This is a genomic window from Rhizobium sp. 21-4511-3d (assembly GCF_053522545.1).
Genome location: NZ_JBNWCF010000002.1, coordinates 126,393 through 149,535, shown reverse-complemented (window position 1 = coordinate 149,535; position 23,143 = coordinate 126,393). Strand labels below are relative to the sequence as shown.

Below are 23,143 nucleotides of genomic sequence, written 5' to 3'. Positions count from 1 at the left end.
GCGCCGTGCCGCTTCAAAGACTTGTCATGCTGATTTTCTTCCTGCAGCCGATCGCCTTCGGGGCATGGCTGCCGCGTATCCCGGACGTGCAGGCGAAGCTGAACCTCGGCACCGCGGATCTGGCGATCGCACTTCTCGGGTTGCCGATCGGTACGCTGCTGACCCTGTCTTTCGCCGGCCGCGTCGTCTCGCGCATCGGGGGACGGGCGGCGATCATCTATGGCTTTGTCTTCTTCCTCGCCGTCGTCTCGCTGCCGGCCTTCGCGCCGACCGTGACGCTTCTGTTCTTCTCGCTGATGATCCTCGGTGTGGCGCTCTCGACCGTCGAGCTCGGCATGAATGTCGAGGCCGACCTGACGGAGAAGGTGACGGGCCTGATCATCATGAGCCGCTCGCACGGCTTCTGGAGCCTCGGCATCATGTTCGGCAGCCTGCTCGGCGCCGGCGCGATTGCCATCGGCGCGCCGCCGCATTGGTCGATCCTCGCCATTGCTGTCGTCGTGCTGCCGATTGCGCTCTTCGTCAGCACGCGACTGCCGAAACTGCCGGAAAGTCACCATGCGGAGACCGCCGCGACTTACCGCTTCAAGCTGCCCGGTCTGGCACTGATCGGCATCTGCGCCTTCGTCTTCGGCGTGACGATGACCGAGGGGGCTATTGCCGACTGGTCGGCGGTCTATCTTCGCGATGTCTTCGGCTCCGAGGGCGCGCAGATGGGGCTGGGCTATTCCGTCTTCGCCTTCATGGTGGCGGCGGGCCGCTTCAGCGGCGATTACATGAAGGGCCGCTTCGGGCCTGTGGCGATCGCGCGCGGATGCGGCATTGCCTCGCTTGCGGGGATGCTGATCATTCTCGTGGCGCCGGCGCCGCCGTTTGCGTTGCTCGGCTTTGCGGCGATCGGCGTCGGCGTCTCCGTCGGCTTTCCGCTCGCTGTGACGGCGGCCGCGGCGCTGACCGACCGCCCGGCGGCTGCGAGCCTGGCGATCCTGTCCTTCGTGGCGCTGCTCGGCTTTCTCGTCGGGCCGCCGATCATCGGTTTCATCGGTGAATATTGGGGCTTGCGGATCGGGCTTGCGGTGCTGATGGTGCCGCTGTTCGTCAGCCTGATCTTCACGCATATGCTGACGCCGCGCGCTACCGAGAATAGCGGCCGGCTGGTCGAGCGCGAGGCCGTCTGAACGCTCGCGTCTTTCTGTGGGTTTTTGCGCCAAACGGGTAACAATCGCGGCGGCGAATATGCTAGACACGCCGGTGAAATCTTAAGGGGAATCAGACTTGCAGGTTGGCATCGATATGGGAACGGCGTCCGGCAGCAGCCCGGCGACACTCGATATCGAGGAGCTGCTGGCAACGCGCCTACTCGTCCAGGGCAATTCCGGCTCCGGCAAGTCGCACCTTCTGCGGCGCCTGCTAGAGCAATCCGCCCAATGGGTTCAGCAGGTCATCATCGATCCCGAAGGCGACTTTGTGACGCTCAGCGACCGTTTCGGCCATATTGTCGTCGATGGCGAGCGCACCGAAGCAGAGCTTGCCGGTATCGCCAATCGTATCCGCCAGCACCGCGTTTCCTGCGTGCTGACGCTTGAAGGCCTTGATATCGAGCAGCAGATGCGCGCTGCCGCTGCCTTCCTCAACGGCATGTTCGATGCCGACCGCGAATATTGGTATCCGGTTCTCGTCGTCGTCGACGAAGCACAGATGTTCGCGCCTTCTGTTGGCGGCGATGTCTCGGAAGACGCGCGCAAGATGTCGCTCGGCGCGATGACCAACCTGATGTGCCGCGGCCGTAAGCGCGGTCTGGCGGGCGTCATCGCCACGCAGCGTCTGGCAAAGCTCGCGAAGAACGTCGCTGCGGAAGCCTCGAACTTCCTGATGGGCCGCACCTTCCTCGATATCGACATGGCGCGCGCTGCCGACCTGCTCGGCATGGACCGGCGCCAGGCGGAAATGTTCCGTGACCTCAAGCGTGGCAATTTCGTTGCTCTCGGTCCAGCGCTGTCTCGTCGTCCACTGCCGATCCAGATCGGTAACGTCGAGACCTCGGCGCGTTCGTCGAGCCCAAAGCTGATGCCGCTGCCGGATGCGCCGCAGGATGTCGAAGACCTGATCTTCACGCCGGATCCCGAAGAGTTCCAGCGGCCGCTCGTTCGCCGCGCGCCGCCGGCACCGCGCCCGACCACCGATATTCTTGCCGAGCTGTCGCGCTCGGCGCCCGCCGCAGTCCCGGTGCCTTCCGAGCCGCGCTCCAGCCAGCCGGAACTGTCAGCCGAGGAGCGCGAAGAGCGGCTGTCGGCCGTGCTCGCCGAAATCCTCGACGACCCGGCCTCGGGCTTCCGGACGGATTCGGTGCTCTACCAGGAATTTCTCGTGCGGCTGCGTATGCGCCGGGTGCCTGGTCCGCCGCTGTCGCTGCAGGACTTCCGCCGCCGCGTGGCCGTATCGCGCTCGGGCGTCGATCCCGAGATGGCAGCCAGCGAAGGCTGGGCCACGGCGCTCTCGCTGTCGAATGGCGTGACCGACGATCTGCAGGGCGTGTTCCTGATGATGGCGAAGGCAGCGCTCGGCGGCGAACCATGCCCGTCCGACGCCCGCATCGCCCGCGCTTACGGCACCCATTCTGCCCGCCGCGCCCGCCGTCTACTCGGCTATTTCGAAGAACAGGGCCTGATCGTCGTCCACACCGATTTCACCGGCAAGCGCATCGTCGCGTTCCCCGATCTGCAGGTCGAGACAGCGCCGGGTTCAGCCGATGCGCCTGATGACGATGCGCTGAAGAGCGCTGCCGAGTAGGGCTCCGAACTAAATTTTGATCTGATAGAGCGCGCTGCTGCCACCGATAACGGGATCGGTGCTGATGTGCCGGTCAAAGGTAGCGAGGTGGCCGCCATGTCGCACCGCCAAACCGAGCAGATAGGTATCGGTAATCTGCTGGTATGAGCGCAGCTGGTTCGGCCTGAAGATACTGCCTTCCAGAATGCTTATTGCTTCCGGCCAGAATTCATAGCCGGGAAGCGCTTTGAGCGTGGCGAGCATTTCGGCGACGACGACAGGCGAGTTCGTACTGTTCGGATAGCGCGGGTTGGAGACAATTCTGATCAGGCCGTTCTCGGTGATCGCGCATGTCGCCCATCCATCCCGGTTTTTCTCGAACCATCGATGGGCGGGCTCATGATGTTCGTGATTGCGGTCGATGAGCGCGATCAGCACGTTGACGTCGAGCAGATAGCTCACGAATTCTCATCTCGGAGAGAGTTGACGATCTGCATGGTGACGGGCTTTCCCTCGGCGTGCTGCGGCAGCAGGGGGATATTGTTGCGCGTCTCCCGCGGACGGCTCTCCTCGATGGAGCGACGTGCGAGTTCGGAAATGACTTCGTCGACCGTCTTATGCTGCTCTTCGGCCATGGCCTTCGCAGCTTCCAGGACGTCGTCATCGATTGCCAGAACGGCCTTCATCCGAGATCTCCAATTGTCCAGAATGAAATATAGCGGCGAACGCCATATTTCTCAACGGATGTAGCTCAAACCCAGCTCTGAATGACTTCCGGGCCGGCGTGGATGCAGGTCAGTTCCAGCCGTGTGGTGCCGACATTCTTGAAGCAGTGGGGTGTCTCGGCGTTGACGACGACGATGTCGCCGGGGTTGGGGTCTAGGGTCTCTTCGCCGACGGTGAAGCGCGCCTGTCCCGAGCGGACGATCCACATTTCGGTATAGGGATGGATGTGAAGGGCAGGGCCTTGGCCCGGCTCGTTGTCTATGAGGAAGATCGAGACCGGTGCGCCGAACGCGCCGCCTTCAAAGAGAATGGTTCGGTTCGGGGACTGTTTCTGATTTTCGCGGCTGATGACGTGGAACATGATTTCCTCCCTTGGAACCTGAACCGGATTTCGCTATCAATTTATCTTAGTGAGAAGATAATCCGATTTATCTTCTCGTCAAGATAAATCGGATTTGACCATGACGACTGAAGACCATGTCGACCGCCTGCGTGCTCTCTGGGCCCAGGAACTGCCGGATCTCGATACGACGCCGATGAGCATTCTCGGCCGCATCTACCGGCTGTCCAATCTTGTGCGGCCGTCGATCGAGGCGACCTTTGCGGAATTCCATCTCGATCGCGGCGAGTTCGACGTGATCGCGACGATCCGCCGGTCCGGGCCGCCTTACCGGATGATCCCGACTGAGCTCTACCGTCACCTGATGATCTCCTCCGGCGGGTTGACCCACAGGCTCGACCGGCTGGAGAAGGCTGGGCTGGTCACGCGCGAGCGCTCCGATCAGGACAAGCGCAGTTTTGTCGTGGTCCTGACCGCCGAGGGCATCCGACGCGCCGAGGCTGCCTTCCGCGAGGACATGGGCCGCGAGCTCCGCCTCCTCGATGCCCTCGATGAGGGGGAGCGCCGGGCGTTGTCCGGTCTGCTGCGCAAGCTTGCGGGTTCGCTCGAACCGGCCGAGGGCGAGGCATCAGCGGCAGATTCCGTTTGACAATCCCGTGACTTATCCATAAAGACCGCGCCAGCACCGGGCAGCAATGTCCGGTGTTTCATTTGACATGTCCCGTGGATTCGTCCCGTTCGCGTAATGGGTTGGTCCTGTCGGGCTTTCGAGAGAAAGCCAAAGGAGGGCGTGTTTCCTTCGCGCGGTTTGGCAACAAACCGTTCTAACACTCTGAAAGGAAATACGATGAGCAAGCGCGAATCGTCCAAGTACAAGATTGACCGCCGTATGGGCGAAAACATCTGGGGCCGTCCTAAGTCCCCGGTGAACCGCCGCGAATACGGCCCGGGCCAGCATGGTCAGCGCCGCAAGGGCAAGCTCTCTGACTTCGGTGTGCAGCTGCGCGCCAAGCAGAAGCTGAAGGGCTACTACGGTGACCTGCGCGAAAAGCAGTTCCGTGCGATCTTCGACGAAGCCAACCGCCGCAAGGGTGACACTTCCGAAAACCTGATCGGTCTTCTGGAGTCCCGTCTCGACGCGATCGTTTATCGCGCCAAGTTCGTCCCGACCGTTTTCGCTGCCCGCCAGTTCGTGAACCACGGCCACGTGACCGTGAACGGCGTCCGCGTCAACATCGGTTCTTACCGTTGCAAGGCCGGCGACGTCATCGAAGTTCGCCAGAAGTCGAAGCAGCTCGTAACGGTTCTGGAATCCATCTCTCTCGCTGAGCGTGATGTTCCTGACTACATCGAAGTTGATCACAACAAGATGGTTGCGACCTTCGCACGCGTTCCTTCGCTCTCCGACGTTCCGTACCCGGTCGTCATGGAGCCGCATCTGGTGGTCGAATTCTATTCGCGTTAATCGCGAGGCGTTTTCGCATACGGAAAAGCCGCCTCACAGGGCGGCTTTTTTGTTCTCTGGAGAGAAGTCATGGTGGATTTGCAGGCAGTCCTCGACAGCATCTACAAGGAACTGACGCCGCGGATCGGCGAGGGCAAGGTTGCGGATTACATTCCCGAGCTCGCCAAGATCGATCCCAACCAGTTCGGGATGACGATCGCCACGACGGACGGCAAGATCTACAGCGTCGGCGACGCTGCCGTAGCTTTCTCCATCCAGAGCATTTCCAAGGTCTTCATGCTGACGCTGGCGCTCGGCAAGGTGGGCGAGAGCCTGTGGAAGCGCGTCGGCCGCGAGCCGTCGGGCTCGGCCTTCAATTCCATCGTCCAGCTGGAACACGAAAGCGGTATCCCCCGCAATCCCTTCATCAATGCCGGCGCCATTGCCGTCACCGATGTCGTCATGGCCGGCCATGCGCCGCGCGAGGCGATCGGTGAGCTGCTGCGCTTCGTGCGCTATCTGGCGGACGACGAATCCGTGACCATCGACGAGAAAGTGGCGCGCTCGGAAACGCAGACGGGCTACCGCAATTTCGCGCTCGCCAATTTCATGCGCGCCTACAAGAATATCGATCATCTGGTCGAGCATGTGCTCGGCGTCTATTTCCATCAATGCGCGCTGTCGATGACCTGCGAGCAGCTGGCCCGCGCCGGGCTGTTCCTGGCGGCGCGCGGCAGCAACCCGGTCACCGGCCATTCCGTGGTTTCGCCGAAGCGGGCGCGGCGCATCAATGCGATGATGCTGATGTGCGGCCATTACGACGGATCGGGCGATTTTGCCTATCATGTCGGTCTGCCCGGCAAGAGCGGCGTCGGCGGCGGTATCTTTGCGGTGGCGCCCGGGATCGCCTCGATTGCCGTCTGGTCCCCGGGCCTCAACAAGGTCGGCAATTCGCAGCTTGGCGCCGTTGCGCTGGAAATGCTGGCGGCGCGCACCGGCTGGTCGGTTTTCGGCGATTGATGCTGTGTCCTGCCGCTGCTTTCTGCTAAGGCAGATCAACTGACGATCCGGAAGAGACGATGAATATCGCTGCCAACATTGCCGACGCCCTCGATGAAACCACCGAAGACGGTGGTATCGCTCACGCGCTGTTTGCCGATGCGCCGCGTTCGGTCTCGTTCAACAAGCTCCGTAAGCGTCTGCTGCGCAATGTGCGTCAGGCATTCGACGATTTCGATATGCTGAAGGGCCAGAAGCGCTGGCTGATCGGCGTTTCCGGCGGCAAGGATTCCTACGGTCTGCTCGCGCTGCTGCTCGATCTGCAGTGGCGCGGCCTGCTGCCGGTGGAGCTGGTCGCCTGCAATCTCGACCAGGGCCAGCCGAATTTCCCGAAGCATATCCTGCCGGAATATCTGACCGGTATCGGCGTGAAGCACCGGATCGAGTATCGCGACACCTATTCGATCGTGAAGGAGAAGGTGCCGGAGGGGGCGACCTATTGCTCGCTCTGTTCGCGTCTGCGCCGCGGCAATCTCTACCGGATCGCCAAGGAGGAGGGTTGCGATGCGCTGGTGCTCGGCCACCACCGCGAGGACATCCTCGAAACCTTCTTCATGAACTTCTTCCATGGCGGGCGTCTTGCCTCCATGCCGGCGAAGCTGCTGAACGATGAGGGCAACCTCATGGTTCTGCGACCGCTGGCCTATTGCGCCGAAGACGACATGGCGAAGTTCGCTTCTGCCATGCAGTTTCCGATCATTCCCTGCGATCTCTGCGGTTCGCAGGACGGCCTGCAGCGCAATGCGATGAAGGATATGCTCGCCGATATCGAGCGGCGCATGCCCGGCCGTAAGGATACGATGCTCAGGGCACTCGCCCACGTGAACCCGTCGCATCTTCTCGATCCCAAGCTTTTCGATTTTTCGTCCCTGATGGTCACCGAACCGTCATCGAAGAGCGAGTAACTGGGCGGACGCCCGAAACAGGAACATGCCATGACCTCGAATATTGATGTAACGACGCTCTCCGATCTCCTCCGGCGGGCGGCGAAGGCCGAGATATTGCCGCGCTTCCGCCGCCTCGGCAGCGGCGACGTCCGCGCCAAGACGGAAGCGACCGATCTGGTGACGGAGGCCGACGAACAGGCCGAGCGGATGATCAAGGCGGAGGCTGCAAAGCTGTGGCCCGAGGCGCTGTTCATCGGCGAGGAATCGGTCGCGGCCGATCCGGCATTGCTCGACCGCCTCGAAGGCGCCGATCTCGCGATCATCGTCGATCCCGTCGATGGCACCTTCAATTTCGCCTCGGGCATCCCGGCCTTCGGCGTGATGGCGTCCGTCGTCTCGAAGGGCGAGACCGTGGCCGGCATCATCTATGATCCGATGGGCGACGACTGGGTGCTGGCGGAGAAGGGCGGCGGCGCCTGGCTGAAGCGCCCGGATGGCGAGACGGAGCGGCTGAAGGTTGCCGAGCCCGTCGAGCTCGGCCAGATGGTCGGCATGGCTTCGACCGGTTTCTTCGCCAAGGAGAAGCGTGCCGAGATCCTCGCCAATCTCGCCAAGGTCCGCTTCCTGGCCAATTATCGCTGCGCGGCGCATGAATACCGCGCCTTCGCGTCAGGCCATGTGCACTATCTCTCGTACAACAAGCTGATGCCATGGGATCACCTGGCGGGGACATTGATCTCGCAGGAAGCCGGCGCCTATGCTGCCCGTTTCGACGGCTCGCCCTATCTGCCGCACCATGTCGGCGGCGGACTGCTGATCGCACCGGACAAGGCGTCGTGGGAGTTGCTGCGGAAAGAGGTCTTCACCGTCTAAGTTGGTGAGGGCGCAAGCTTCGGTCCAGCCCGGATAGATAGGAGGAAACGTATATTTCCTCCCAAGCATTTTGATCACGAACCGGCCCCGCTCATTGAGCGGGGTTTTTCGTTTGCGCGACGGCTCAGTTCGTCGAGCTGGTCGTCAGCTGATCGACCGGAACAATCGGATTGCTCTGGGGAGGGAGGCGATGGCGAACATCGCGAAAGCATAAGCGGCAAACACAGAAGCCGCGATGGTGGTCTTGATCATGTCTTGCTCCATCGTTGCCTGCTAAAACTAACCCTAAAGAGCGATGGCAACAAGGAATATGAACGCCAGATGAACGGAATGTCATCGCAATGCGACCTTTTGGTAGTCTCTGTGTGGTTCCTGCACCATGAATGGTTGCGGTGAACCCCGGCACGGAAGGAACGAGTCGCGCGGTGATTCGTTGAGTCGCGTGTTTTGCGTGAGGTATTGCGTCATGGAAAAGACTGACATCCGGAAATTCGATCCCGTCAGGCTGAAGCTGCGTGGCCGCAACCGCGTCGTCCGTTCGGTGCACGATGCCTACAGGATGATGGTCACCGAATGGCCGGTTGCCGATGGGCCGGCCCTCTATCGCGCCGAGGTGACCTGCCTCGATGTCTTCAATGGCGCGGTCGGCGCCAGGGAGGCGCGCAAGAAGTTCATCGCCGCCGTCAACGAGGCGCATCTGCCCTATATGGACTGACAGCGAAAGGCCCGCTCGAGAGCGGGCCTTTGTTTATTAAAAATGTGCGGCACCCGCATCCAGCTGCGGGCTGTCGCCGGGATGGGTGAAGAGCTTGCCCTTCTCTGCCCAGAGTGTGGCGGCAACGCTGGTGGCACCGAAGATCGCAAAGCCGGCGAAGAGCGGCTGGACCGTGCCGTTGAACATCTGGCCGACGGCGCCGCCGAGCACGGCACCGAAGGTCGTCGAGACGAAGCCGGTGATGGCAGTGGCGGTGCCCGCAAGATTGCCCATCGGCTCGAGGCTGATTGCCGTGAAATTGGTGGCGATGACGGCAAACATCATCAGCAATACGGTGAAGAGCGTGTAGTCGAGCACGAAATTGACCGTGCCGCCGAGCGCCATCACGTAGCCGAAAGCCGAGACCAGCGTGAAGAGGATGACCGCTGCATGCGAAATGCGACGCATGCCGAAGGTGCGGACGAAGAAGCCATTGGCGAAGTTGGCGACGGCGATACCGCCGGCCGTCGCCGCAAAGGCGATCGGCAGCCAGTCGCCGAGGCCGTAGACCTCGCCGAAGACCTGCTGGACGGAGATGACGTAGGCGCTGATGACGCCGGTGAACATCGTCAGGCCGATCATGTAGCCGCAGGTGATGCGGTTGGTCAGCACGGTCTTGAAACCGTCGGTGACGGCGCGGACGGAGAGCGGGATGCGCTCCTCACGCGGCAGGGATTCCTTCAGGCGGCTTGCGGCCCAGATGAACAGGATCGAGCCGACGAGACCGAGCAGGATGAAGATCCAGTGCCAGTTGGCGTAGCTGATGATCAGCTGGCCGACCGACGGCGCGACGATCGGCACGATCATGAAGACGATCATGACGAAGGACATGACGCGCGCCATCTCGCGGCCGCCGAAGCAGTCACGGACGATCGCCATGCTTGTGATGCGCACGGCAGCACCGCCGATGCCCTGGACGAAACGCATGACGAGCAGCATTTCGAAGCTTGAGGTGGCGGCCGCGCCGAACATGGCGAGCACGTAGACGGCGAGACCGCCGAGCAGGATGTTGCGGCGGCCGAAGGCATCGCAGAGGCTGCCGAACAGGATCTGCGAGACGCCGAAGCCGAAGAAGAACACGGCGATGACGAGCTGGGCGTCATTGGTGTTGGTGACATTGAGCGAGTGCCCGATGGCGGGCAGGGCAGGCAGCATGCTGTCGATCGCCATGGCGATGCTAGCTGTCATGATCGCGATGGTGATGACGAATTCCGCAAAGCCCATGCCGATGCGGCGCGAGCCCTGGTTTTCGACGTGCGGCGTGTGATCCGGCGCCATGATGAATTACCCCCAAGAAAGAATGCGTCCGGCGGATCAGACCGCCGGATTATGTGGCTGGAACAGCCGTCCCTTTTCGGCAACGAGCACGAAGGCAAGGCCGATGAAGGCGACGGTGAAATAACCGATGACCATCGGCAGCGCCGTGCCGTCGAATGCCTGGCCGATGGCTGCGCCGATCGCCGCGCCGCCGATCGTGCTGGTGAAGCCGAGCACCGACGAGGCGGTGCCGGCGACATGACCGAGCGGCTCCATGGCGAGCGAATTGAAGTTCGAGCCGATCCAGCCGAACTGGAACATCGCCAGACCGAACAGGCAGATGAAGACCGGGAACGGCGTCGGCTGCGGCCCATAGAGCTGGACGAGCAGCCAGATCGTGTTGACGACGATGAAGCCGACCAGCGAGGCATGCGACAGGCGCCGCATGCCGAAACGGCCGACAAGGCGCGCATTCAGGAACGACGAGAAGGACATGAAGATCGCCACACCTGCAAAGGCGAAGGGAAAATAGACCCCGAGCCCGTAGATGCCGACATAGATCTGCTGTGCCGAGTTGATGAAGCCGAACAGCGCGCCGAAGACGACGGTGGTTGCCAGCGTGTAGCAAAGCGCGCTGCGGTTGGTCAGAACCACCTTGAAACCGCCGATGACGGACTTGGCCGTGAACGGACGGACATTGGCGGGCGCCAGCGTTTCCGGCAGACGGTTATAGGCCCAGAGCAGGATCAGTGTCGCCATTACCCCAATGAAGACGAAGATCATGTGCCAGGTCGAAAACAGCATGACGAGCTGTCCGGTGCCTGGCGCGATAACCGGCACGATCATGAACGTCATCGAGATTAGCGACATCACTTCGGCCATCTGGCGGCCGCCATAGATGTCGCGGACGATCGATATCGTGATGACGCGGGTGGCCGCAGCGCCGATGCCCTGGATGAAACGCAGGACGAGAAGGCCGCCGAAGGACGGGATGAGCGCAATGCCGAAGGCGGAACAGATATAAATGACGAGGCCGATAAACAGCGGCTTGCGGCGGCCGAACCGGTCCGAGATCGGGCCGAAGAACAGCTGCGCGAGGCCGAAGCCGAAGAGATAGGCCGAGACGACGAACTGGCGGTGATTTTCGCTTTCGACCCCCAGATTTGCGCCGATCTGCTGGAGGGCAGGAAGCATGACGTCGATGGCGAGAGAATTGACCGCCATCATGAAGGCAGCCAGAAAGATGAACTCTCGCTTGCCCATAGGTGTTCGACCCGCGGCAACGGTGGGAGAGGTGTCCGTCACTTTAGAAATTCCCATAAACAGGCCAAGGCGCTGTTCAGCACAGCGCCTCGGACTCAAATCAAATCAGGTTTGGAAACCGGGCGGACGCCCGGTGCCCGGTCAGGAGGCGGCGCGAACCGCGACGCCGTTTTCCTGCAGATGCTGCTGCAATTCGCCAGCCTGGAACATTTCCCGGACGATGTCGCAGCCGCCGATGAACTCACCCTTCACGTAAAGCTGGGGGATCGTCGGCCAGTTGGAGTAATCCTTGATGCCCTGGCGGATTTCCGAATCGGCGAGCACGTTGATGCCCTTGTAGTCGACGCCGATGTAATCGAGAATCTGCACGACCTGGCCGGAGAAACCACACTGGGGAAACTGCGGCGTGCCCTTCATGAAAAGGACGACGTCGTTGCTCTTGATTTCGTTGTCGATGAATTCGTTGATGCCGCTCATGGGACCTAATCCTTTCAACAGGCGGGTTAAAGGCCCACCGTTTCAATCGTTAGCTTTAGATAGCATGCGCCGGATCAAATTCCAGCAGTCAATGCCAAAAAAAGACCAATCGTAAGCATGCTAGGTAATGCTGTTGCGCTTTCGTTACGCCTGCGGTGTCAGCGGCTGCGCTGCTTGCTGCGAACGGCGGCGGTGCGGCGTTTGCTGACCTGCTTCTTGGCGGTCTTGCGGGGTGCGGCGGCCTTCTTGAACCGGCCAGTCGTTGCAGAGCGAGTCTGCCGCTTGGTGCGCTTCGTCGTCGAACGGCCGGTCGTCTTCTTCAGGATCTCCTTGAGGACGCTTTCGACCACGCCGTTGACGATTTCCTTCATGAGATCGGCCATCATTCACCTTCTGCGATAGAAACTGGTTTTCCGGCTATTGAATTCCGGATGTTTTGCGTTAGCAAGCGCTGTTCGTGCCCGTCCGTGTTTTTTCCGCCTCATTTGGCGTGCAAGGCGCCGCCGATGGCGCCATGGGGGCTTGCCGGAAAGACTGTGATGGAATTGATCAGGAAGCGGGTCGTGCTGCACTTCCCGGGCTTCGAACCGCTGGATGGCCGCGCGCAGCGTGCGCGCTACGAGCGTTCGGCAAAGCAGAGCGGCAAGGTATGGGGCTTCGAGACTGAGATCGGCGAAGTCGAGAATGCCGGCTATCCCGTCTCCTTCACGGTCGACGCCAAGAGCGCGGCCTGGCAGACGCAGAACCGCATCCATATCCTCGATCACGACGAACTCGTGCAGTCCCTGCGCAACAAACCTCTCGCACGGCGGATGATCGCTGGCTTCACGGCAGCCGCAGGGATCATCGGCGACGGCGCCATGACTGCCTATTTCCGCCATGCCTGGCGCTTCGGCCTGTTCTTCATCTTCCCGTTTCTGCTGATGACGCTGGGGATGCTGCTGACGGCAACGATCGGCCTTGCGCCTCTCGGTTTCGACTTGCCGGCATGGAACCTGATCTGGAGCCTGCCGCTCGCCGCCGCATTCTTCGCCTTCGTCTTCCTGCCGTTCACAGAGCGGTTCCACACGCTGCATCTCTTCGCCGATTGGGAAATGGCAGTCGCGCTCGGACGGATGAACCGCCCCGAATTCAGCGCGTTCCTCGAACGTTGCGCCGTGGCTGCACGCGCTGCCCTTGCGGAAGAGGCAGATGAATACGTGATCTCCTCGCACAGCATGGGCTCCAGCGTTGCCGCCCATGTGCTCGGCCTGCTCCTGGAGCGGGAACCGGATCTGCTTGCCGGAAAGCGCGTCGTCTTCGCTTCGCTCGGCTCCGCCGTGCTGCAATGCGCGCTTCTGAAGCCCGCCAGTGTCCTGAGATCCCGCGTCGGCGCCATCGCCCGAAATCCGGCGATCTTCTGGCTCGACGTCCAGTGCCTGACCGACGCCATCCACTTCTACAAGGTCCCGGTCGCCGCCGTCACCGGCCACCCCGACGCACCGCCCGCCAAGATGTTGTTCATCCGCGTCAAGCAGATGCTGACGCCGGAGCATTACAAGAAGATCAAGCTCGATTTCCTGCGCGTCCACCGCCAATACGTGCTGGGGCCGGATCTGCAGGCGCCGTTCGATTTCACCTTGCTGACGGCGGGGCCGCTGGCGGGTGCGGCGATGGCCGACGGTGCGCTGAAAACCGGATTGAGCCAGGCGGCCTAACGAAACAGGCTATGATCGATCCGGAACAACTGGAAGTCTGAAACGACCGGATTTTCGATCCTTATAAGCCCCGGCCATGAGCCGCCGGCCGCCAGCGCGGCGTAGAGCGGCGCCTGATCGACATCGACCGGTAGCGGAAATTTGCACACGGCGACGTAATCGAACGGAGCGGCTGCGGCTTTGCGCGTCTCGCTGTCGGCTGACGTGAAGAGTTCGAACATGCGCTTCATGCCCGGAGACGCGCGATGGAACGGGACGGCGGCGACGGAGAAGCCGGAAGGTAGCGCAAAGGCCAGCGGAATGGACAGCCCTTGCGGCACGGCGATCCCGCCCGGCGCGACCGAACTCAGGGCTGAAAAATCCTGCCCTTTGCATTCGCTATAGCCCATATAGTCGATCGCATCGTAGGTTTGCTCCTGGGGCGGAAAGATAAAGCGCAGCGCGATCGTGATACCGATGATCGAGGCCAGCGCTCCACCGACAAGACGTTTCAGCTGTCCGCCGCTTGGCCTGAGAAAACCTTCTGGAGCCGTGACCACCTGCAGCGCATGCGGCAGGAAGAGCGGCACGAAGGCGAAGGCAAAGCGGATATTTCTGGTCTGCAGCAGCGTCAGCACAAGGCTCGCCGCGGCGACGGCAAAGAGGATCGCCAAGCCGGCACGTCCCTTGCCACTATCGCGGACGATGGCCGGCAGTGCCGCGACGGCGATGCACACCAGCACCGCAAGCATCATCACCATGGCGGTCTGATTGTGCTCGAAATAGTAGAGAAAGCTGTATTCCTGGGCGACGCGGTCGAACCAGTCGCGGCGTGATAGCGGGTCGATCATCCAATAGGGGCCGGACAGACAGCGCGGGAACAGATATGCCGATCCGCCGAGAAAAACGGCGCCTGCCGATGCCAGAGCCGCAATTCGAGCCAGCGGCCTTTGCCGATCGAGCGCCAGTGCACCAACCACCAAGATCGCCGAACAGCCGAGCGCGAGAACGATGTAGGGTGCAGAGAAGGCATCGCAGTGGGTGGACATCATGCCGGCGAGGCCGAGAAATGCGAAGCCTGCCGGCAATGTCAGCGCCATGATCGTCGCGGCTGCAGCGAGGAGGACGTCCCGGGAGCCGGCCACGCCGAAGATGTAGCATCCGACCAATCCGACGAAGGCTACCGCGATGAGCGGCAACCCTTCAAGGCCGATGATAACGCAGATCAAAGTGCCCAGACCGATCAGGATGCCTCCGGCCCGGTTCCATCGCTCCAGGCCGATCCCGATCATCGACAGTCCGATGATCTGCATATTGTGATGATCGATCCGATAGGGAACGAATTCCCATATGGCGTAAGTCATCAAGATGATGCTTGTGATGAGTATTGGATAGGAGACGCCGGCGCCGGCACGCGTCTGCCGCGAAAAGAAACTGGCGATCAATGCACTGAAGCCGATAAGCATCAATGGCGGCCAGACCTGGAAGGCGATCTGAAGTGCGCGTTCACCACCAAAGGCGGGGGAAAGCAACGAGGCGATTGTGACGTAGGGTAGATCGACCAGCCGCGACCAGGGGGAAGTGTAGGGTTCGGGTGTCGCGATGACCGGCAGTCCGAGGTCGAACCAGCGCCCGCCGCCGAAGAAAAGATGGCGGATTTGCAGCTCACGCATCTTGTCGTCGATGTCGCCGAGGAAGTTCTGGCCATCAATGCGGTCGAGCAGGGCGATGACGAGGCAGAGCGATGCGACCGTCAGGAACACGCGCAGCCATGCCGATCCGTGACCGGCCTTAGCCTTATCTTCAATGCCGAGAAAATCCGAAGCCATGCCGCTATCCACCGCTACGATCGTGCGAAGGAATATGCGCGGCAGACAATTAAGATTGCGCTAGGGAACAGCGAGGCCGAAAAACAAAAATGCCCGGCAGTGCCGGGCATTTTGCATTTCACTCAGGTGCTGATGTCTGCAGCGCGAGGGCGTGCAATATGCCGCCCATGTTGCCTTTCAGCGCTTCGTAGACCATCTGGTGCTGCTGCACGCGGCTCTTGCCGCGGAAGGCTTCGGCGACGACTTCGGCGGCGTAGTGGTCGCCGTCTCCTGCCAGATCGCGGATTGTCACCTTGGCACCGGGGATCCCGGCCTTGATCATGTCTTCGATATCGCCGGGTTTCATGGGCATGATCGATTACTCCTTGCGCATCATTCCGCAGCGGCGAGTGCGCCGCGGCCATCCATGAATTCAGGGAACCACGATTCATGGGCGTTGCGCAATTGCTGAATGGGCAGTGCGATCAGATCATCGACGACGAGGCTCTGGCCGGAAACCGTGCCAAGGCGCCGGAAGGGGACGCCAGCGCCTTCCGCATTGGCGCAGACGAAATCGGCGACATCTGCCTTCACGGCGACGACGTAACGGGCCTGGTCTTCGCCGAAGAGCAGCGCATGCGGCGCGCCCTTGCTGTCCGAGAGGCTGACATCGAGACCCTTGCCCGAGGACATCGCCATTTCAGCCAACGCCAGCGCCAGACCGCCCGACGAAATGTCGTGGCAGGCGCTGATCTGGCCGTTGCGGATCGCGGAGCGGACGAAGTCGCCGTTGCGGCGTTCGGCGAAGAGATCGACCTCCGGCGCACCGCCATCGGTGCTGCCGATGATGTCGCGCAGGTAGATCGACGAGCCGAGATGGCTGCCGTCGGTGCCGATCAGGATCAGCTGGTCGCCTTCGGCGGCGCTGCCGATGCGGGCCATCGACTTCCAGTCGGGCAGCAGCCCGACGCCAGCGATGGTCGGGGTCGGCAGGATGGCGACGCCGTTGGTTTCGTTATAGAGCGAGACATTGCCCGAGACGATCGGGAAATCGAGGGCGCGGCAGGCTTCGCCGATGCCCTTGATGGATTCAACCAGCTGGCCCATGATTTCGGGCTTTTCGGGATTGCCGAAGTTCAGGTTGTCTGTCGCAGCCAGCGGCTCGGCGCCGGTTGCGGTGATGTTGCGCCAGCATTCGGCTACGGCCTGTTTACCGCCTTCGAACGGGTCGGCCTCAACATAGCGCGGCGTGACGTCTGAGGAGAAGGCGAGCGCCTTGGTCGGATGGCCCTCGACGCGGACGACACCGGCGTCGCCGCCCGGCAGCTGCAGCGAGTTGCCCTGGATCAGCGTGTCATACTGCTCGTAGACCCAGCGGCGGCTGGACTGGTTGGCGGAACCGACGAGGTCGAGCACGGCCTTGTTGTAGTCTTCGGGGGCAGCGACGAGTTCGGCCGGCAGCGGCGCGCGCTTGCCGGATTCGCGCCACGGGCGATCATATTCCGGAGCCTGGTCGCCGAGATCCTTGATCGGCAGGTTCGCGACTTCCTCACCCTGGTGGACGCAGCGGAAGCGCAGGTCATCGGTGGTCTTGCCGACGATCGCGAAATCGAGGCCCCACTTGACGAAGATCGCCTTGGCGACCTCTTCCTTCGATGGTTCGAGAACCATGAGCATGCGCTCCTGGCTTTCCGACAGCATCATTTCATAGGCGGTCATCTGCTCTTCGCGGACGGGAACCGTGTCGAGGTCGAGCAGGATGCCGAGATCGCCCTTGGCGCCCATTTCGACAGCCGAGCAGGTGAGGCCGGCGGCACCCATGTCCTGGATGGCGATGACGGCGCCGGTCTTCATCAGCTCAAGGCAGGCTTCCAGCAGGCACTTTTCGGTGAAGGGGTCACCGACCTGCACGGTCGGGCGCTTTTCTTCGATCGACTCGTCGAACTCGGCCGATGCCATGGTCGCACCACCGACGCCGTCACGGCCGGTCTTGGCGCCGAGATAGACGACGGGCAGGCCGACGCCCTTGGCTTCCGAGAGGAAGATGGCGTTCGACTTGGCGAGGCCAGCGGCAAAGGCGTTGACGAGAATGTTGCCGTTATAGCGGGCATCGAATTCGACTTCGCCGCCAACGGTCGGGACGCCGAAGGAATTGCCGTAGCCGCCGACACCGGCGACGACGCCGGAAACGAGGTGACGGGTCTTCGGGTGGCTCGGCTCGCCGAAGCGCAGCGCGTTCATCGCGGCGATCGGGCGGGCGCCCATGGTGAAGACGTCGCGCAGAATGCCGCCGACGCCGGTCGCAGCGCCCTGATAGGGCTCGATGTAGGACGGGTGGTTATGGCTTTCCATCTTGAAGACGACGCAGTCGCCATCATCGATATCGACGACGCCGGCATTTTCACCCGGACCCTGGATGACGCGCGGTCCCTTGGTTGGCAGCGTGCGCAGCCACTTCTTGGAGGACTTGTAGGAGCAGTGCTCATTCCACATGGCCGAGAAGATGCCGAGCTCAGTAAAGGTCGGCTCGCGGCCGATCAGATCCAGGATCCGCTGATATTCATCCGGCTTCAGGCCGTGGCTGGCGATGAGTTCGGGGGTGATCGGGCGGGTATTGGATATGGTCATGAGCTCTCGAAAGTCCCTGCCGTTGCGCGTTTTGCGGTGTCTTTAACCCAAGTTGGCCGCGCGCGCGACAGGAAAATGGCCGCCGTCAACAATGAGGGTCGGTGGCGCCTTTCGAAGCGGCAGATGCCTAGAATTTGTAGCCGAGCTGCAGGCCAGCGCGGGTCATCCCTTCGTTCGGGCCGTCGCAGAGATTGGCATGCGAGGAATGGGCGACCTGAGCCATGACATTCCAGTGATTGTCGAAGCGATAGCCGGCGCCGATATATTCGTGGAACAGGACGCGGCAGCCGAGCGCCGGGCCGTCGTCGTTGTGATCGAACTCGCCGGTATGGATGACGCCGCCGAAACCCGCCTCGGCGAAGAGCTTCTCGGAAAAGTCCGCAGTCCAGGAGAAGCCGGTGAAGACCTGCGTGGCGGAGCCGGAGGTGCCAATCGAGGTACCCAAATGGATGCGCGGCCGCGCAAGCTTCTGCAGGCCGGTGGCTTCGTCATGGCCGAATGGATCGAAGAAGAGGGTCACTTCGGGAAAGACGCCGTCTTCATGTTCGCTGCCACCCTGGATGGAGGCGGAAGCGCCGAAGCGCAGTTCGTCGAATATCTGATCCTGCGCATGCGCGGGCAGGCTCGATGCGCCGGCGGCGAGAACCGCGACGGTGGATGCAGACAGGAAACGCAGGACCACTTTGCGGATACAAGCGTTCATCGGTTTCCCTCGCGCCGACCGAATCGCAGCGTGCGCTGCTGATCAATTGGTAGCCAGCGAGGGGCAAAGGTAAAGCCGCCCCTAAAATATGACGGTTTTTGGCGGCGTGCTGAGTCTGAAATGCAACAGGATCAGACTTCGCTGTCGTAGGAGGAGACGCCGCTTTCGAGCAGACGCCGCAGTGTCGTCAGTCCGCGGGAGAGCTCGGTGACATCGGCCGGCGAAGAGAAGGAGACGCGGACGCGGTGATAGACGCGTTCGGAGCGCGCCGATTTGAACTCGTCCTCGTCGTCGATCAGCACGCCTTCCTGATAGGCGGCATTCTTGAAGGTGCCGGAATGCCAGGGGTCGGGAACCTTCAGCCAGAGGAAGGGCGCGTGCGGATGGGAGACGAAATCGAAGCCGGCGAGATGTTCGCGCACGATCGCCTCGCGGCGCGCGAGCTCCTTGACGCTTGCCGCGCGGACGCTGTGGGCCTCACCTGACTCGACGAGCCGCGCGGCTGTCTCCGCCAGAATGAAGGGCAGGCCGCCGGTGATCATCTTGTGCGTCACCTTGATGCGCTGCGCAAAATGAGGCGGGCAGGCGGCCCAGCCGCCGCGAACACCGGCGGCGACGGATTTCGACAGGCCATTGATCAGGAACGTTCGCTCCGGCGCGAGCGAGGCGAGCAGCGGCGTCGTATCACCGGTCATGCCGCCATAAAGATCGTCTTCGATCAGCCAGACGCCGTGGCGCCGCGCGATCTCCGCGATTGCCTGGCGCCTGTCGAGCGGCATGGTCGCGAGCGTCGGATTGTGGGCGGTCGGCATCAGGAAGGCGAGCTTCGGATGCTGCTGGTGGCAGACACGCTCGAAATCCTCGGGGATGACGCCGTGTTCGTCGGAATCGACGATGATCGTGCGGCGGCCGAGGATGCGGGCGCTGCGACTGACCTGCGTATAGGTGAGGTTCTCGAAAACGATCTTGTCACCGGGTGAGGACACGGCGGAGATGATGGCGATTGCTGCGGCGTGGACGCCAGAGGTCGGGACAATATTGGCGGCATCCGGAGACCAGCCATTGCGCGACAGCCACGTGCGTCCCGCGGTGAACCAGTTCTGCGGAAAGGTTCGCGAATACGACGAGACCTCGGACATATGCTGCTCACCGATCTCGCCGAGGATGCGCCCGATGATTCTGCCCTGGCCGAGATCGGGTGCCGCTGTCGTATCGAAGCGGATCTTATTCGGCGGTGCGTCGATGGCGCGGGTGCCGCCGAGCGAAATCGTCAGCGGGTCGACCTGTTCGCTTGGCGAGGCCTGATTGCGGTCGATGACATAGGTGCCGCGGCCGACTTCGCCGGCGACGAGGCCCCGTTCGTGAACAAGCGCATAGGCCCGGCCGATCGTGCCGATTGTCACCCCGATATCATAAGCGAGATTTCGCTGCGGCGGCAGCTTGCTGCCGGCGGGCAGGGCGCCGCTGGCGATGGCGGATTCGATGCTGTCGGCGAGCCGCATATAGACCGGGCCGGAACCGTGCGAGAGATCTGGGAGCCAATTTGTCATGGTGACAATGAATAGATTGTCACCCTTGTCCCGTCAAGAATATGAGACATTTACGCCGACCGAATGATAGGAGGATGGCGATGTCGATAATGTCTCAGATAAGGGGTGAAATTGTACCCATTGCATCGGTAAGCGATCCGCGCGTCATTGCGCCCCGCGTCACAACGACCGGCGGGACATGGCTTGAGCGTCTCTGGAATGGATTTATCGAATGGCACAGCAAGCGCGAGGGACGCCGGGCGCTACGCGAGCTGACGGCTGATCAGCTCAAGGATATCGGCATGTCACGGTCCGATGCGGCCCGTGAAGTCGGCAAATCGTTTTTCTGGGATTGATCAGCTGCAGGCTTTGCTGCCTGCGGACCAGCGGTTCACGTCGGCGGCAATGCGGGCGGAGACCGGCTGGGACATCAGCGGGCCGAAAGCCTGCAGGCGGGCCGGATTGCCTTCCGCCTGGACGACGAGATGCGGCAGCCCGGCAGGGCTGTTCTTGTGAACGACGAGAATGCGGGGACGGCCGGAGAAGGAATTGAGCTCCGGCGCCAGGCGATAGGTCGCGAAGGATGCATCGCCCGACTTGAACCAGCAATTATTGGCGCCGACGGCAACACGCTCCATGGTGGAGAGCGCGTCGCGGTTGGCGCTGACGGGCGGCGCCTTGGACTGGCAGGAGGCCGCCAGCATTCCGATGACAGCAAGAGCGGCGGCAGCCGTGAGGGTGGTCGCAAAGCGCATCGGTGGTCTCCAGCGGTGGTTTAGATCCACCTGATATCCGGCGAAGGTTAAGCGGCGATTACATCCAGCGCCGACGCGAAGAGACCGCGGCCGTCGGAGCCGCCATGGGCTGCTTCGATCAGGTTTTCCGGATGCGGCATCATGCCGAGAACATTGCCGCTCTCGTTCATCACGCCGGCGATATCATTGATGGAGCCGTTCGGATTGGTGCCTTCGGCATAGCGGAAGACGACCTGGCCGTTGCCTTCGATCTTCGCCAGCGTTTCGGCATCTGCGAAGAAGTTGCCGTCGTGGTGGGCGACCGGCGAACGGATGATCTGGCCCTTGGCATAGGCGCGGCTGAAGTCGGTATCTGCGTTGACGACCTCGAGCTTGACTTCGCGGCAGACGAACTTCAGCGAGGAATTACGCATCAGCGCGCCGGGCAGGAGTCCTGCCTCGACGAGGATCTGGAAGCCGTTGCAGACGCCAAGAACCTTGGTTCCCTGCTTGGCCTTCTCGATGATCGCCTGCATGACCGGCATGCGGGCAGCAATCGCGCCGCAGCGCAGATAGTCGCCGTAGGAGAAGCCGCCGGGGATGACGATCAGGTCGACATCCGGGATCTGCGTTTCAGTCTGCCACACCGTCACCGGTGCGTGACCGGAAATCTTGGTGAGCGCAGCGATCATGTCACGATCGCGGTTGAGACCAGGGAGCTGAACGACGGCGGACTTCATGGGTGCGGTTCAAACCTTGCTTGTGCTTCTGCCAGTTCTCGGAGTTCGAGACGGTTTTCAATGCGATCAAGACGCTGCTCGTGACGATCCAGAATACCGTAAATATTATGGAGATCCTGATGGACCGAAATCATCGTGCCGCGCATGCTTTGCATTTCGCTGCGAATTTCTGCCAGCGAAATGTCAATCTTGTCGAAGCGCTGATGCATCTTCTTCAGAAGCTCATACATGAAGTCCTGAGTTACATCAGCCATCGCGCATTCTCCACAACCTTCAGTCGAGAGAAATAGTATAGTTCTCGATCACCGTGTTGGCGAGGAGTTTCTCGCACATGGCCTTGAGGTCGGATTCGGCCTTGGCCTTGTCTGCGCCTTCGAGCTGCAGGTCGAAGACCTTGCCCTGGCGGACCTGGCCGATGCCGGAAAAGCCGAGGCCGCCGAGGGCGCCTTCGATTGCCTTGCCCTGCGGGTCGAGAACGCCATTCTTGAGCGTGACGGTTACACGAGCTTTGATCACTTGCCGATTTCCCTGACTTACTTGACCAATACAGGCCCGGTGCCGCGCACGGGCTCGTTTTCATTTATGATGCCGAGGCGCCGCGCGACTTCGGAATAGGCTTCCAGCAATCCGCCCATATCACGGCGGAAGCGGTCCTTGTCCATCTTTTCGCGGGTCTCGATGTCCCACAGACGGCAGCTGTCCGGAGAGATTTCGTCGGCGAGGATGATGCGCATCATGTCGCCTTCGAAGAGGCGGCCGCATTCGATCTTGAAATCGACGAGCTGGATGCCGACGCCGAGGAAGAGGCCGGTCATGAAGTCGTTGACGCGGATGGCGAGCGCCATGATGTCATCCAGCTCGGCAGGGTTGGCCCAGCCGAATGCCGTGATGTGTTCTTCGGAGACCATCGGATCGTCGAGCGAATCCGACTTGTAATAGAATTCGATGATCGAGCGCGGCAGGACCACGCCTTCCTCGATGCCGAGGCGCTTGGCGAGCGAGCCGGCGGCGACGTTGCGCACGACGATCTCGAGCGGGATCATCTCGACTTCGCGGATCAACTGCTCGCGCATGTTGAGGCGGCGGATGAAATGCGTCGGGATGCCGATCTTGTTCAGATGGTTGAAGATGAACTCGCAAATGCGGTTGTTCAGAACGCCCTTGCCGTCGATAACTTCATGCTTCTTCTTATTGAAGGCGGTGGCATCATCCTTGAAGAACTGGATCAACGTACCCGGTTCCGGTCCCTCATATAGAATCTTGGCCTTGCCCTCGTAGATACGGCGGCGACGGTTCATTTTAAGCTTTTCTCTGTCTTGGCGCTCTTGGGATAGCGCAGTGGATCGATCTCGTGGCGTCCCCATAAAGGAAAAGAGTGACTTTCACAATGCGCCAGTAGCTCCTTCCCCGGATTCCCAAGATATAGGGATGCCGCCTGAGAGAATCGAAGATATTGCGGATATCAGCCTACAGAGT

At 61.6% G+C, this 23,143-nt stretch carries 27 protein-coding genes; 10 read left to right on the top strand and 17 right to left on the bottom strand.

Features of this window, described 5'->3' with window-relative positions; all coding sequences use genetic code 11:
- The first annotated feature begins 5 nt into the window (after positions 1–5).
- Entirely contained in the window at positions 6–1,178 is a 1,173-nt protein-coding gene (locus ACQZ5H_RS06640; protein WP_354540996.1) for an MFS transporter, read from the top strand.
- Between the two features lie 97 nt (positions 1,179–1,275).
- On the top strand, positions 1,276–2,790 hold the full coding sequence (locus ACQZ5H_RS06635; RefSeq protein WP_449097101.1) for a helicase HerA domain-containing protein: 1,515 nt from the start codon (positions 1,276–1,278) through the stop codon (positions 2,788–2,790).
- A 9-nt stretch (positions 2,791–2,799) separates the two neighbouring features.
- On the opposite strand, the gene ACQZ5H_RS06630 is transcribed toward ACQZ5H_RS06635, so the two are convergent.
- From ACQZ5H_RS06630 to ACQZ5H_RS06620, 3 genes are all read right to left on the bottom strand, one after another.
- Entirely contained in the window at positions 2,800–3,231 is a 432-nt protein-coding gene (locus tag ACQZ5H_RS06630) for a TA system VapC family ribonuclease toxin (protein ID WP_449097100.1), read from the bottom strand.
- Entirely contained in the window at positions 3,228–3,455 is a 228-nt protein-coding gene (locus ACQZ5H_RS06625; RefSeq protein ID WP_449097099.1) for a CopG family transcriptional regulator, read from the bottom strand. The genes ACQZ5H_RS06630 and ACQZ5H_RS06625 overlap by 4 nt, the downstream gene beginning before the upstream one ends.
- 65 nt (positions 3,456–3,520) lie before the next feature.
- Complete coding sequence (locus tag ACQZ5H_RS06620) at positions 3,521–3,856, bottom strand: cupin domain-containing protein (RefSeq protein ID WP_449097098.1); 336 nt, start codon at positions 3,854–3,856, stop codon at positions 3,521–3,523.
- A 100-nt stretch (positions 3,857–3,956) separates the two neighbouring features.
- Between ACQZ5H_RS06620 and ACQZ5H_RS06615 the strand changes: the two genes are divergently transcribed.
- The 6 genes from ACQZ5H_RS06615 to ACQZ5H_RS06590 all read left to right on the top strand — a co-directional run bounded on the left by ACQZ5H_RS06615 (position 3,957) and on the right by ACQZ5H_RS06590 (position 8,813).
- Positions 3,957–4,484 (top strand): MarR family winged helix-turn-helix transcriptional regulator, encoded by a 528-nt coding sequence (locus ACQZ5H_RS06615; protein WP_449097097.1) that lies wholly within the window; start codon positions 3,957–3,959, stop codon positions 4,482–4,484.
- 198 nt (positions 4,485–4,682) lie between these two features.
- Positions 4,683–5,300 (top strand): 30S ribosomal protein S4, encoded by a 618-nt coding sequence (rpsD, locus tag ACQZ5H_RS06610; RefSeq protein WP_112716485.1) that lies wholly within the window; start codon positions 4,683–4,685, stop codon positions 5,298–5,300.
- A 69-nt stretch (positions 5,301–5,369) separates the two neighbouring features.
- On the top strand, positions 5,370–6,299 hold the full coding sequence (locus ACQZ5H_RS06605; protein ID WP_449097096.1) for a glutaminase: 930 nt from the start codon (positions 5,370–5,372) through the stop codon (positions 6,297–6,299).
- 59 nt (positions 6,300–6,358) lie between these two features.
- Complete coding sequence (ttcA, locus tag ACQZ5H_RS06600) at positions 6,359–7,243, top strand: tRNA 2-thiocytidine(32) synthetase TtcA (protein ID WP_112716481.1); 885 nt, start codon at positions 6,359–6,361, stop codon at positions 7,241–7,243.
- 30 nt (positions 7,244–7,273) lie between these two features.
- Complete coding sequence (locus ACQZ5H_RS06595; protein WP_449097095.1) at positions 7,274–8,098, top strand: inositol monophosphatase family protein; 825 nt, start codon at positions 7,274–7,276, stop codon at positions 8,096–8,098.
- A 466-nt stretch (positions 8,099–8,564) separates the two neighbouring features.
- A complete protein-coding gene (locus ACQZ5H_RS06590; protein WP_162708680.1) occupies positions 8,565–8,813 on the top strand; it encodes a DUF982 domain-containing protein in 249 nt (82 codons plus the stop codon).
- Positions 8,814–8,849: 36 nt separating this feature from the next.
- Here ACQZ5H_RS06590 and ACQZ5H_RS06585 read toward each other — a convergent pair whose 3' ends face one another.
- The 4 genes from ACQZ5H_RS06585 to ACQZ5H_RS06570 form a co-directional block, all read right to left on the bottom strand.
- Positions 8,850–10,130, bottom strand: a complete 1,281-nt coding sequence (locus ACQZ5H_RS06585; RefSeq protein WP_449097094.1) for a multidrug effflux MFS transporter — start codon at positions 10,128–10,130, stop codon at positions 8,850–8,852.
- Positions 10,131–10,166: 36 nt separating this feature from the next.
- Complete coding sequence (locus tag ACQZ5H_RS06580) at positions 10,167–11,372, bottom strand: multidrug effflux MFS transporter (RefSeq protein ID WP_112716473.1); 1,206 nt, start codon at positions 11,370–11,372, stop codon at positions 10,167–10,169.
- Positions 11,373–11,513: 141 nt separating this feature from the next.
- Positions 11,514–11,849 carry a Grx4 family monothiol glutaredoxin gene (grxD, locus tag ACQZ5H_RS06575; protein WP_199629554.1) on the bottom strand — a complete coding sequence of 112 codons (336 nt, stop codon included), beginning with the start codon at positions 11,847–11,849 and terminating at the stop codon, positions 11,514–11,516.
- A gap of 158 nt (positions 11,850–12,007) precedes the next feature.
- Positions 12,008–12,232 carry a hypothetical protein gene (locus ACQZ5H_RS06570; protein WP_112716876.1) on the bottom strand — a complete coding sequence of 75 codons (225 nt, stop codon included), beginning with the start codon at positions 12,230–12,232 and terminating at the stop codon, positions 12,008–12,010.
- Positions 12,233–12,388: 156 nt separating this feature from the next.
- Here ACQZ5H_RS06570 and ACQZ5H_RS06565 point away from each other — a divergent pair, with 156 nt between their 5' ends.
- On the top strand, positions 12,389–13,546 hold the full coding sequence (locus tag ACQZ5H_RS06565) for a hypothetical protein (protein WP_449097093.1): 1,158 nt from the start codon (positions 12,389–12,391) through the stop codon (positions 13,544–13,546).
- Here the strand turns inward: ACQZ5H_RS06565 and ACQZ5H_RS06560 are convergent.
- The 5 genes from ACQZ5H_RS06560 to ACQZ5H_RS06540 form a co-directional block, all read right to left on the bottom strand.
- Positions 13,543–15,354: a hypothetical protein gene (locus ACQZ5H_RS06560; protein ID WP_449097092.1), complete on the bottom strand. Its 1,812-nt coding sequence runs from the start codon at positions 15,352–15,354 to the stop codon at positions 13,543–13,545. The genes ACQZ5H_RS06565 and ACQZ5H_RS06560 overlap by 4 nt on opposite strands.
- 118 nt (positions 15,355–15,472) lie before the next feature.
- Entirely contained in the window at positions 15,473–15,706 is a 234-nt protein-coding gene (locus ACQZ5H_RS06555; RefSeq protein WP_037061327.1) for a BolA/IbaG family iron-sulfur metabolism protein, read from the bottom strand.
- Between the two features lie 20 nt (positions 15,707–15,726).
- Complete coding sequence (gene purL, locus ACQZ5H_RS06550; RefSeq protein WP_449097091.1) at positions 15,727–17,961, bottom strand: phosphoribosylformylglycinamidine synthase subunit PurL; 2,235 nt, start codon at positions 17,959–17,961, stop codon at positions 15,727–15,729.
- A gap of 127 nt (positions 17,962–18,088) precedes the next feature.
- Complete coding sequence (locus tag ACQZ5H_RS06545; RefSeq protein WP_449097090.1) at positions 18,089–18,664, bottom strand: acyloxyacyl hydrolase; 576 nt, start codon at positions 18,662–18,664, stop codon at positions 18,089–18,091.
- Between the two features lie 131 nt (positions 18,665–18,795).
- Complete coding sequence (locus tag ACQZ5H_RS06540; protein WP_449097089.1) at positions 18,796–20,214, bottom strand: aminotransferase-like domain-containing protein; 1,419 nt, start codon at positions 20,212–20,214, stop codon at positions 18,796–18,798.
- Between the two features lie 80 nt (positions 20,215–20,294).
- Between ACQZ5H_RS06540 and ACQZ5H_RS06535 the strand changes: the two genes are divergently transcribed.
- Positions 20,295–20,549 carry a DUF1127 domain-containing protein gene (locus ACQZ5H_RS06535; protein WP_449097318.1) on the top strand — a complete coding sequence of 85 codons (255 nt, stop codon included), beginning with the start codon at positions 20,295–20,297 and terminating at the stop codon, positions 20,547–20,549.
- Here the strand turns inward: ACQZ5H_RS06535 and ACQZ5H_RS06530 are convergent, their stop codons facing one another.
- Genes ACQZ5H_RS06530 through purC form a run of 5 tightly spaced genes read right to left on the bottom strand, consistent with a single transcriptional unit; the run spans position 20,550 to position 22,965 of the window.
- The gene (locus ACQZ5H_RS06530) at positions 20,550–20,948 is read right to left on the bottom strand and encodes a hypothetical protein (protein WP_449097088.1); all 399 of its coding nucleotides are present in this window, start codon (positions 20,946–20,948) and stop codon (positions 20,550–20,552) included.
- A gap of 47 nt (positions 20,949–20,995) precedes the next feature.
- Positions 20,996–21,667, bottom strand: a complete 672-nt coding sequence (gene purQ / locus ACQZ5H_RS06525; protein ID WP_112716457.1) for a phosphoribosylformylglycinamidine synthase subunit PurQ — start codon at positions 21,665–21,667, stop codon at positions 20,996–20,998.
- Positions 21,664–21,921, bottom strand: coding sequence for a hypothetical protein (locus ACQZ5H_RS06520; protein WP_199629561.1), 258 nt, complete (start codon positions 21,919–21,921; stop codon positions 21,664–21,666). The genes purQ and ACQZ5H_RS06520 overlap by 4 nt, the downstream gene beginning before the upstream one ends.
- Before the next feature lie 19 nt (positions 21,922–21,940).
- Entirely contained in the window at positions 21,941–22,183 is a 243-nt protein-coding gene (purS, locus tag ACQZ5H_RS06515; RefSeq protein WP_112716453.1) for a phosphoribosylformylglycinamidine synthase subunit PurS, read from the bottom strand.
- Positions 22,184–22,200: 17 nt separating this feature from the next.
- Positions 22,201–22,965 carry a phosphoribosylaminoimidazolesuccinocarboxamide synthase gene (purC, locus tag ACQZ5H_RS06510; RefSeq protein WP_112716451.1) on the bottom strand — a complete coding sequence of 255 codons (765 nt, stop codon included), beginning with the start codon at positions 22,963–22,965 and terminating at the stop codon, positions 22,201–22,203.
- Between the last annotated feature and the right edge of the window lie 178 nt (positions 22,966–23,143).

What these genes read in the sequence shown, in the direction of transcription:
- rpsD (WP_112716485.1), top strand. Translation starts at nt 4,683, where the DNA reads ATGAGCAAGCGCGAATCGTCCAAGTACAAGATTGACCGCCGTATGGGC.
- ACQZ5H_RS06520 (WP_199629561.1), bottom strand. Translation starts at nt 21,921, where the DNA reads ATGGCTGATGTAACTCAGGACTTCATGTATGAGCTTCTGAAGAAGATG.
- purQ (WP_112716457.1), bottom strand. Translation starts at nt 21,667, where the DNA reads ATGAAGTCCGCCGTCGTTCAGCTCCCTGGTCTCAACCGCGATCGTGAC.
- ACQZ5H_RS06530 (WP_449097088.1), bottom strand. Translation starts at nt 20,948, where the DNA reads ATGCGCTTTGCGACCACCCTCACGGCTGCCGCCGCTCTTGCTGTCATC.
- ACQZ5H_RS06545 (WP_449097090.1), bottom strand. Translation starts at nt 18,664, where the DNA reads ATGAACGCTTGTATCCGCAAAGTGGTCCTGCGTTTCCTGTCTGCATCC.
- ACQZ5H_RS06580 (WP_112716473.1), bottom strand. Translation starts at nt 11,372, where the DNA reads ATGGGCAAGCGAGAGTTCATCTTTCTGGCTGCCTTCATGATGGCGGTC.
- ACQZ5H_RS06605 (WP_449097096.1), top strand. Translation starts at nt 5,370, where the DNA reads ATGGTGGATTTGCAGGCAGTCCTCGACAGCATCTACAAGGAACTGACG.
- ACQZ5H_RS06540 (WP_449097089.1), bottom strand. Translation starts at nt 20,214, where the DNA reads ATGACAAATTGGCTCCCAGATCTCTCGCACGGTTCCGGCCCGGTCTAT.
- ACQZ5H_RS06570 (WP_112716876.1), bottom strand. Translation starts at nt 12,232, where the DNA reads ATGGCCGATCTCATGAAGGAAATCGTCAACGGCGTGGTCGAAAGCGTC.
- ACQZ5H_RS06590 (WP_162708680.1), top strand. Translation starts at nt 8,565, where the DNA reads ATGGAAAAGACTGACATCCGGAAATTCGATCCCGTCAGGCTGAAGCTG.
- ttcA (WP_112716481.1), top strand. Translation starts at nt 6,359, where the DNA reads ATGAATATCGCTGCCAACATTGCCGACGCCCTCGATGAAACCACCGAA.
- purC (WP_112716451.1), bottom strand. Translation starts at nt 22,965, where the DNA reads ATGAACCGTCGCCGCCGTATCTACGAGGGCAAGGCCAAGATTCTATAT.
- ACQZ5H_RS06615 (WP_449097097.1), top strand. Translation starts at nt 3,957, where the DNA reads ATGACGACTGAAGACCATGTCGACCGCCTGCGTGCTCTCTGGGCCCAG.
- ACQZ5H_RS06620 (WP_449097098.1), bottom strand. Translation starts at nt 3,856, where the DNA reads ATGTTCCACGTCATCAGCCGCGAAAATCAGAAACAGTCCCCGAACCGA.
- ACQZ5H_RS06535 (WP_449097318.1), top strand. Translation starts at nt 20,295, where the DNA reads ATGTCGATAATGTCTCAGATAAGGGGTGAAATTGTACCCATTGCATCG.
- ACQZ5H_RS06560 (WP_449097092.1), bottom strand. Translation starts at nt 15,354, where the DNA reads ATGGCTTCGGATTTTCTCGGCATTGAAGATAAGGCTAAGGCCGGTCAC.
- grxD (WP_199629554.1), bottom strand. Translation starts at nt 11,849, where the DNA reads ATGAGCGGCATCAACGAATTCATCGACAACGAAATCAAGAGCAACGAC.
- ACQZ5H_RS06555 (WP_037061327.1), bottom strand. Translation starts at nt 15,706, where the DNA reads ATGCCCATGAAACCCGGCGATATCGAAGACATGATCAAGGCCGGGATC.
- ACQZ5H_RS06585 (WP_449097094.1), bottom strand. Translation starts at nt 10,130, where the DNA reads ATGGCGCCGGATCACACGCCGCACGTCGAAAACCAGGGCTCGCGCCGC.
- ACQZ5H_RS06625 (WP_449097099.1), bottom strand. Translation starts at nt 3,455, where the DNA reads ATGAAGGCCGTTCTGGCAATCGATGACGACGTCCTGGAAGCTGCGAAG.
- ACQZ5H_RS06595 (WP_449097095.1), top strand. Translation starts at nt 7,274, where the DNA reads ATGACCTCGAATATTGATGTAACGACGCTCTCCGATCTCCTCCGGCGG.
- ACQZ5H_RS06565 (WP_449097093.1), top strand. Translation starts at nt 12,389, where the DNA reads ATGGAATTGATCAGGAAGCGGGTCGTGCTGCACTTCCCGGGCTTCGAA.
- purL (WP_449097091.1), bottom strand. Translation starts at nt 17,961, where the DNA reads ATGACCATATCCAATACCCGCCCGATCACCCCCGAACTCATCGCCAGC.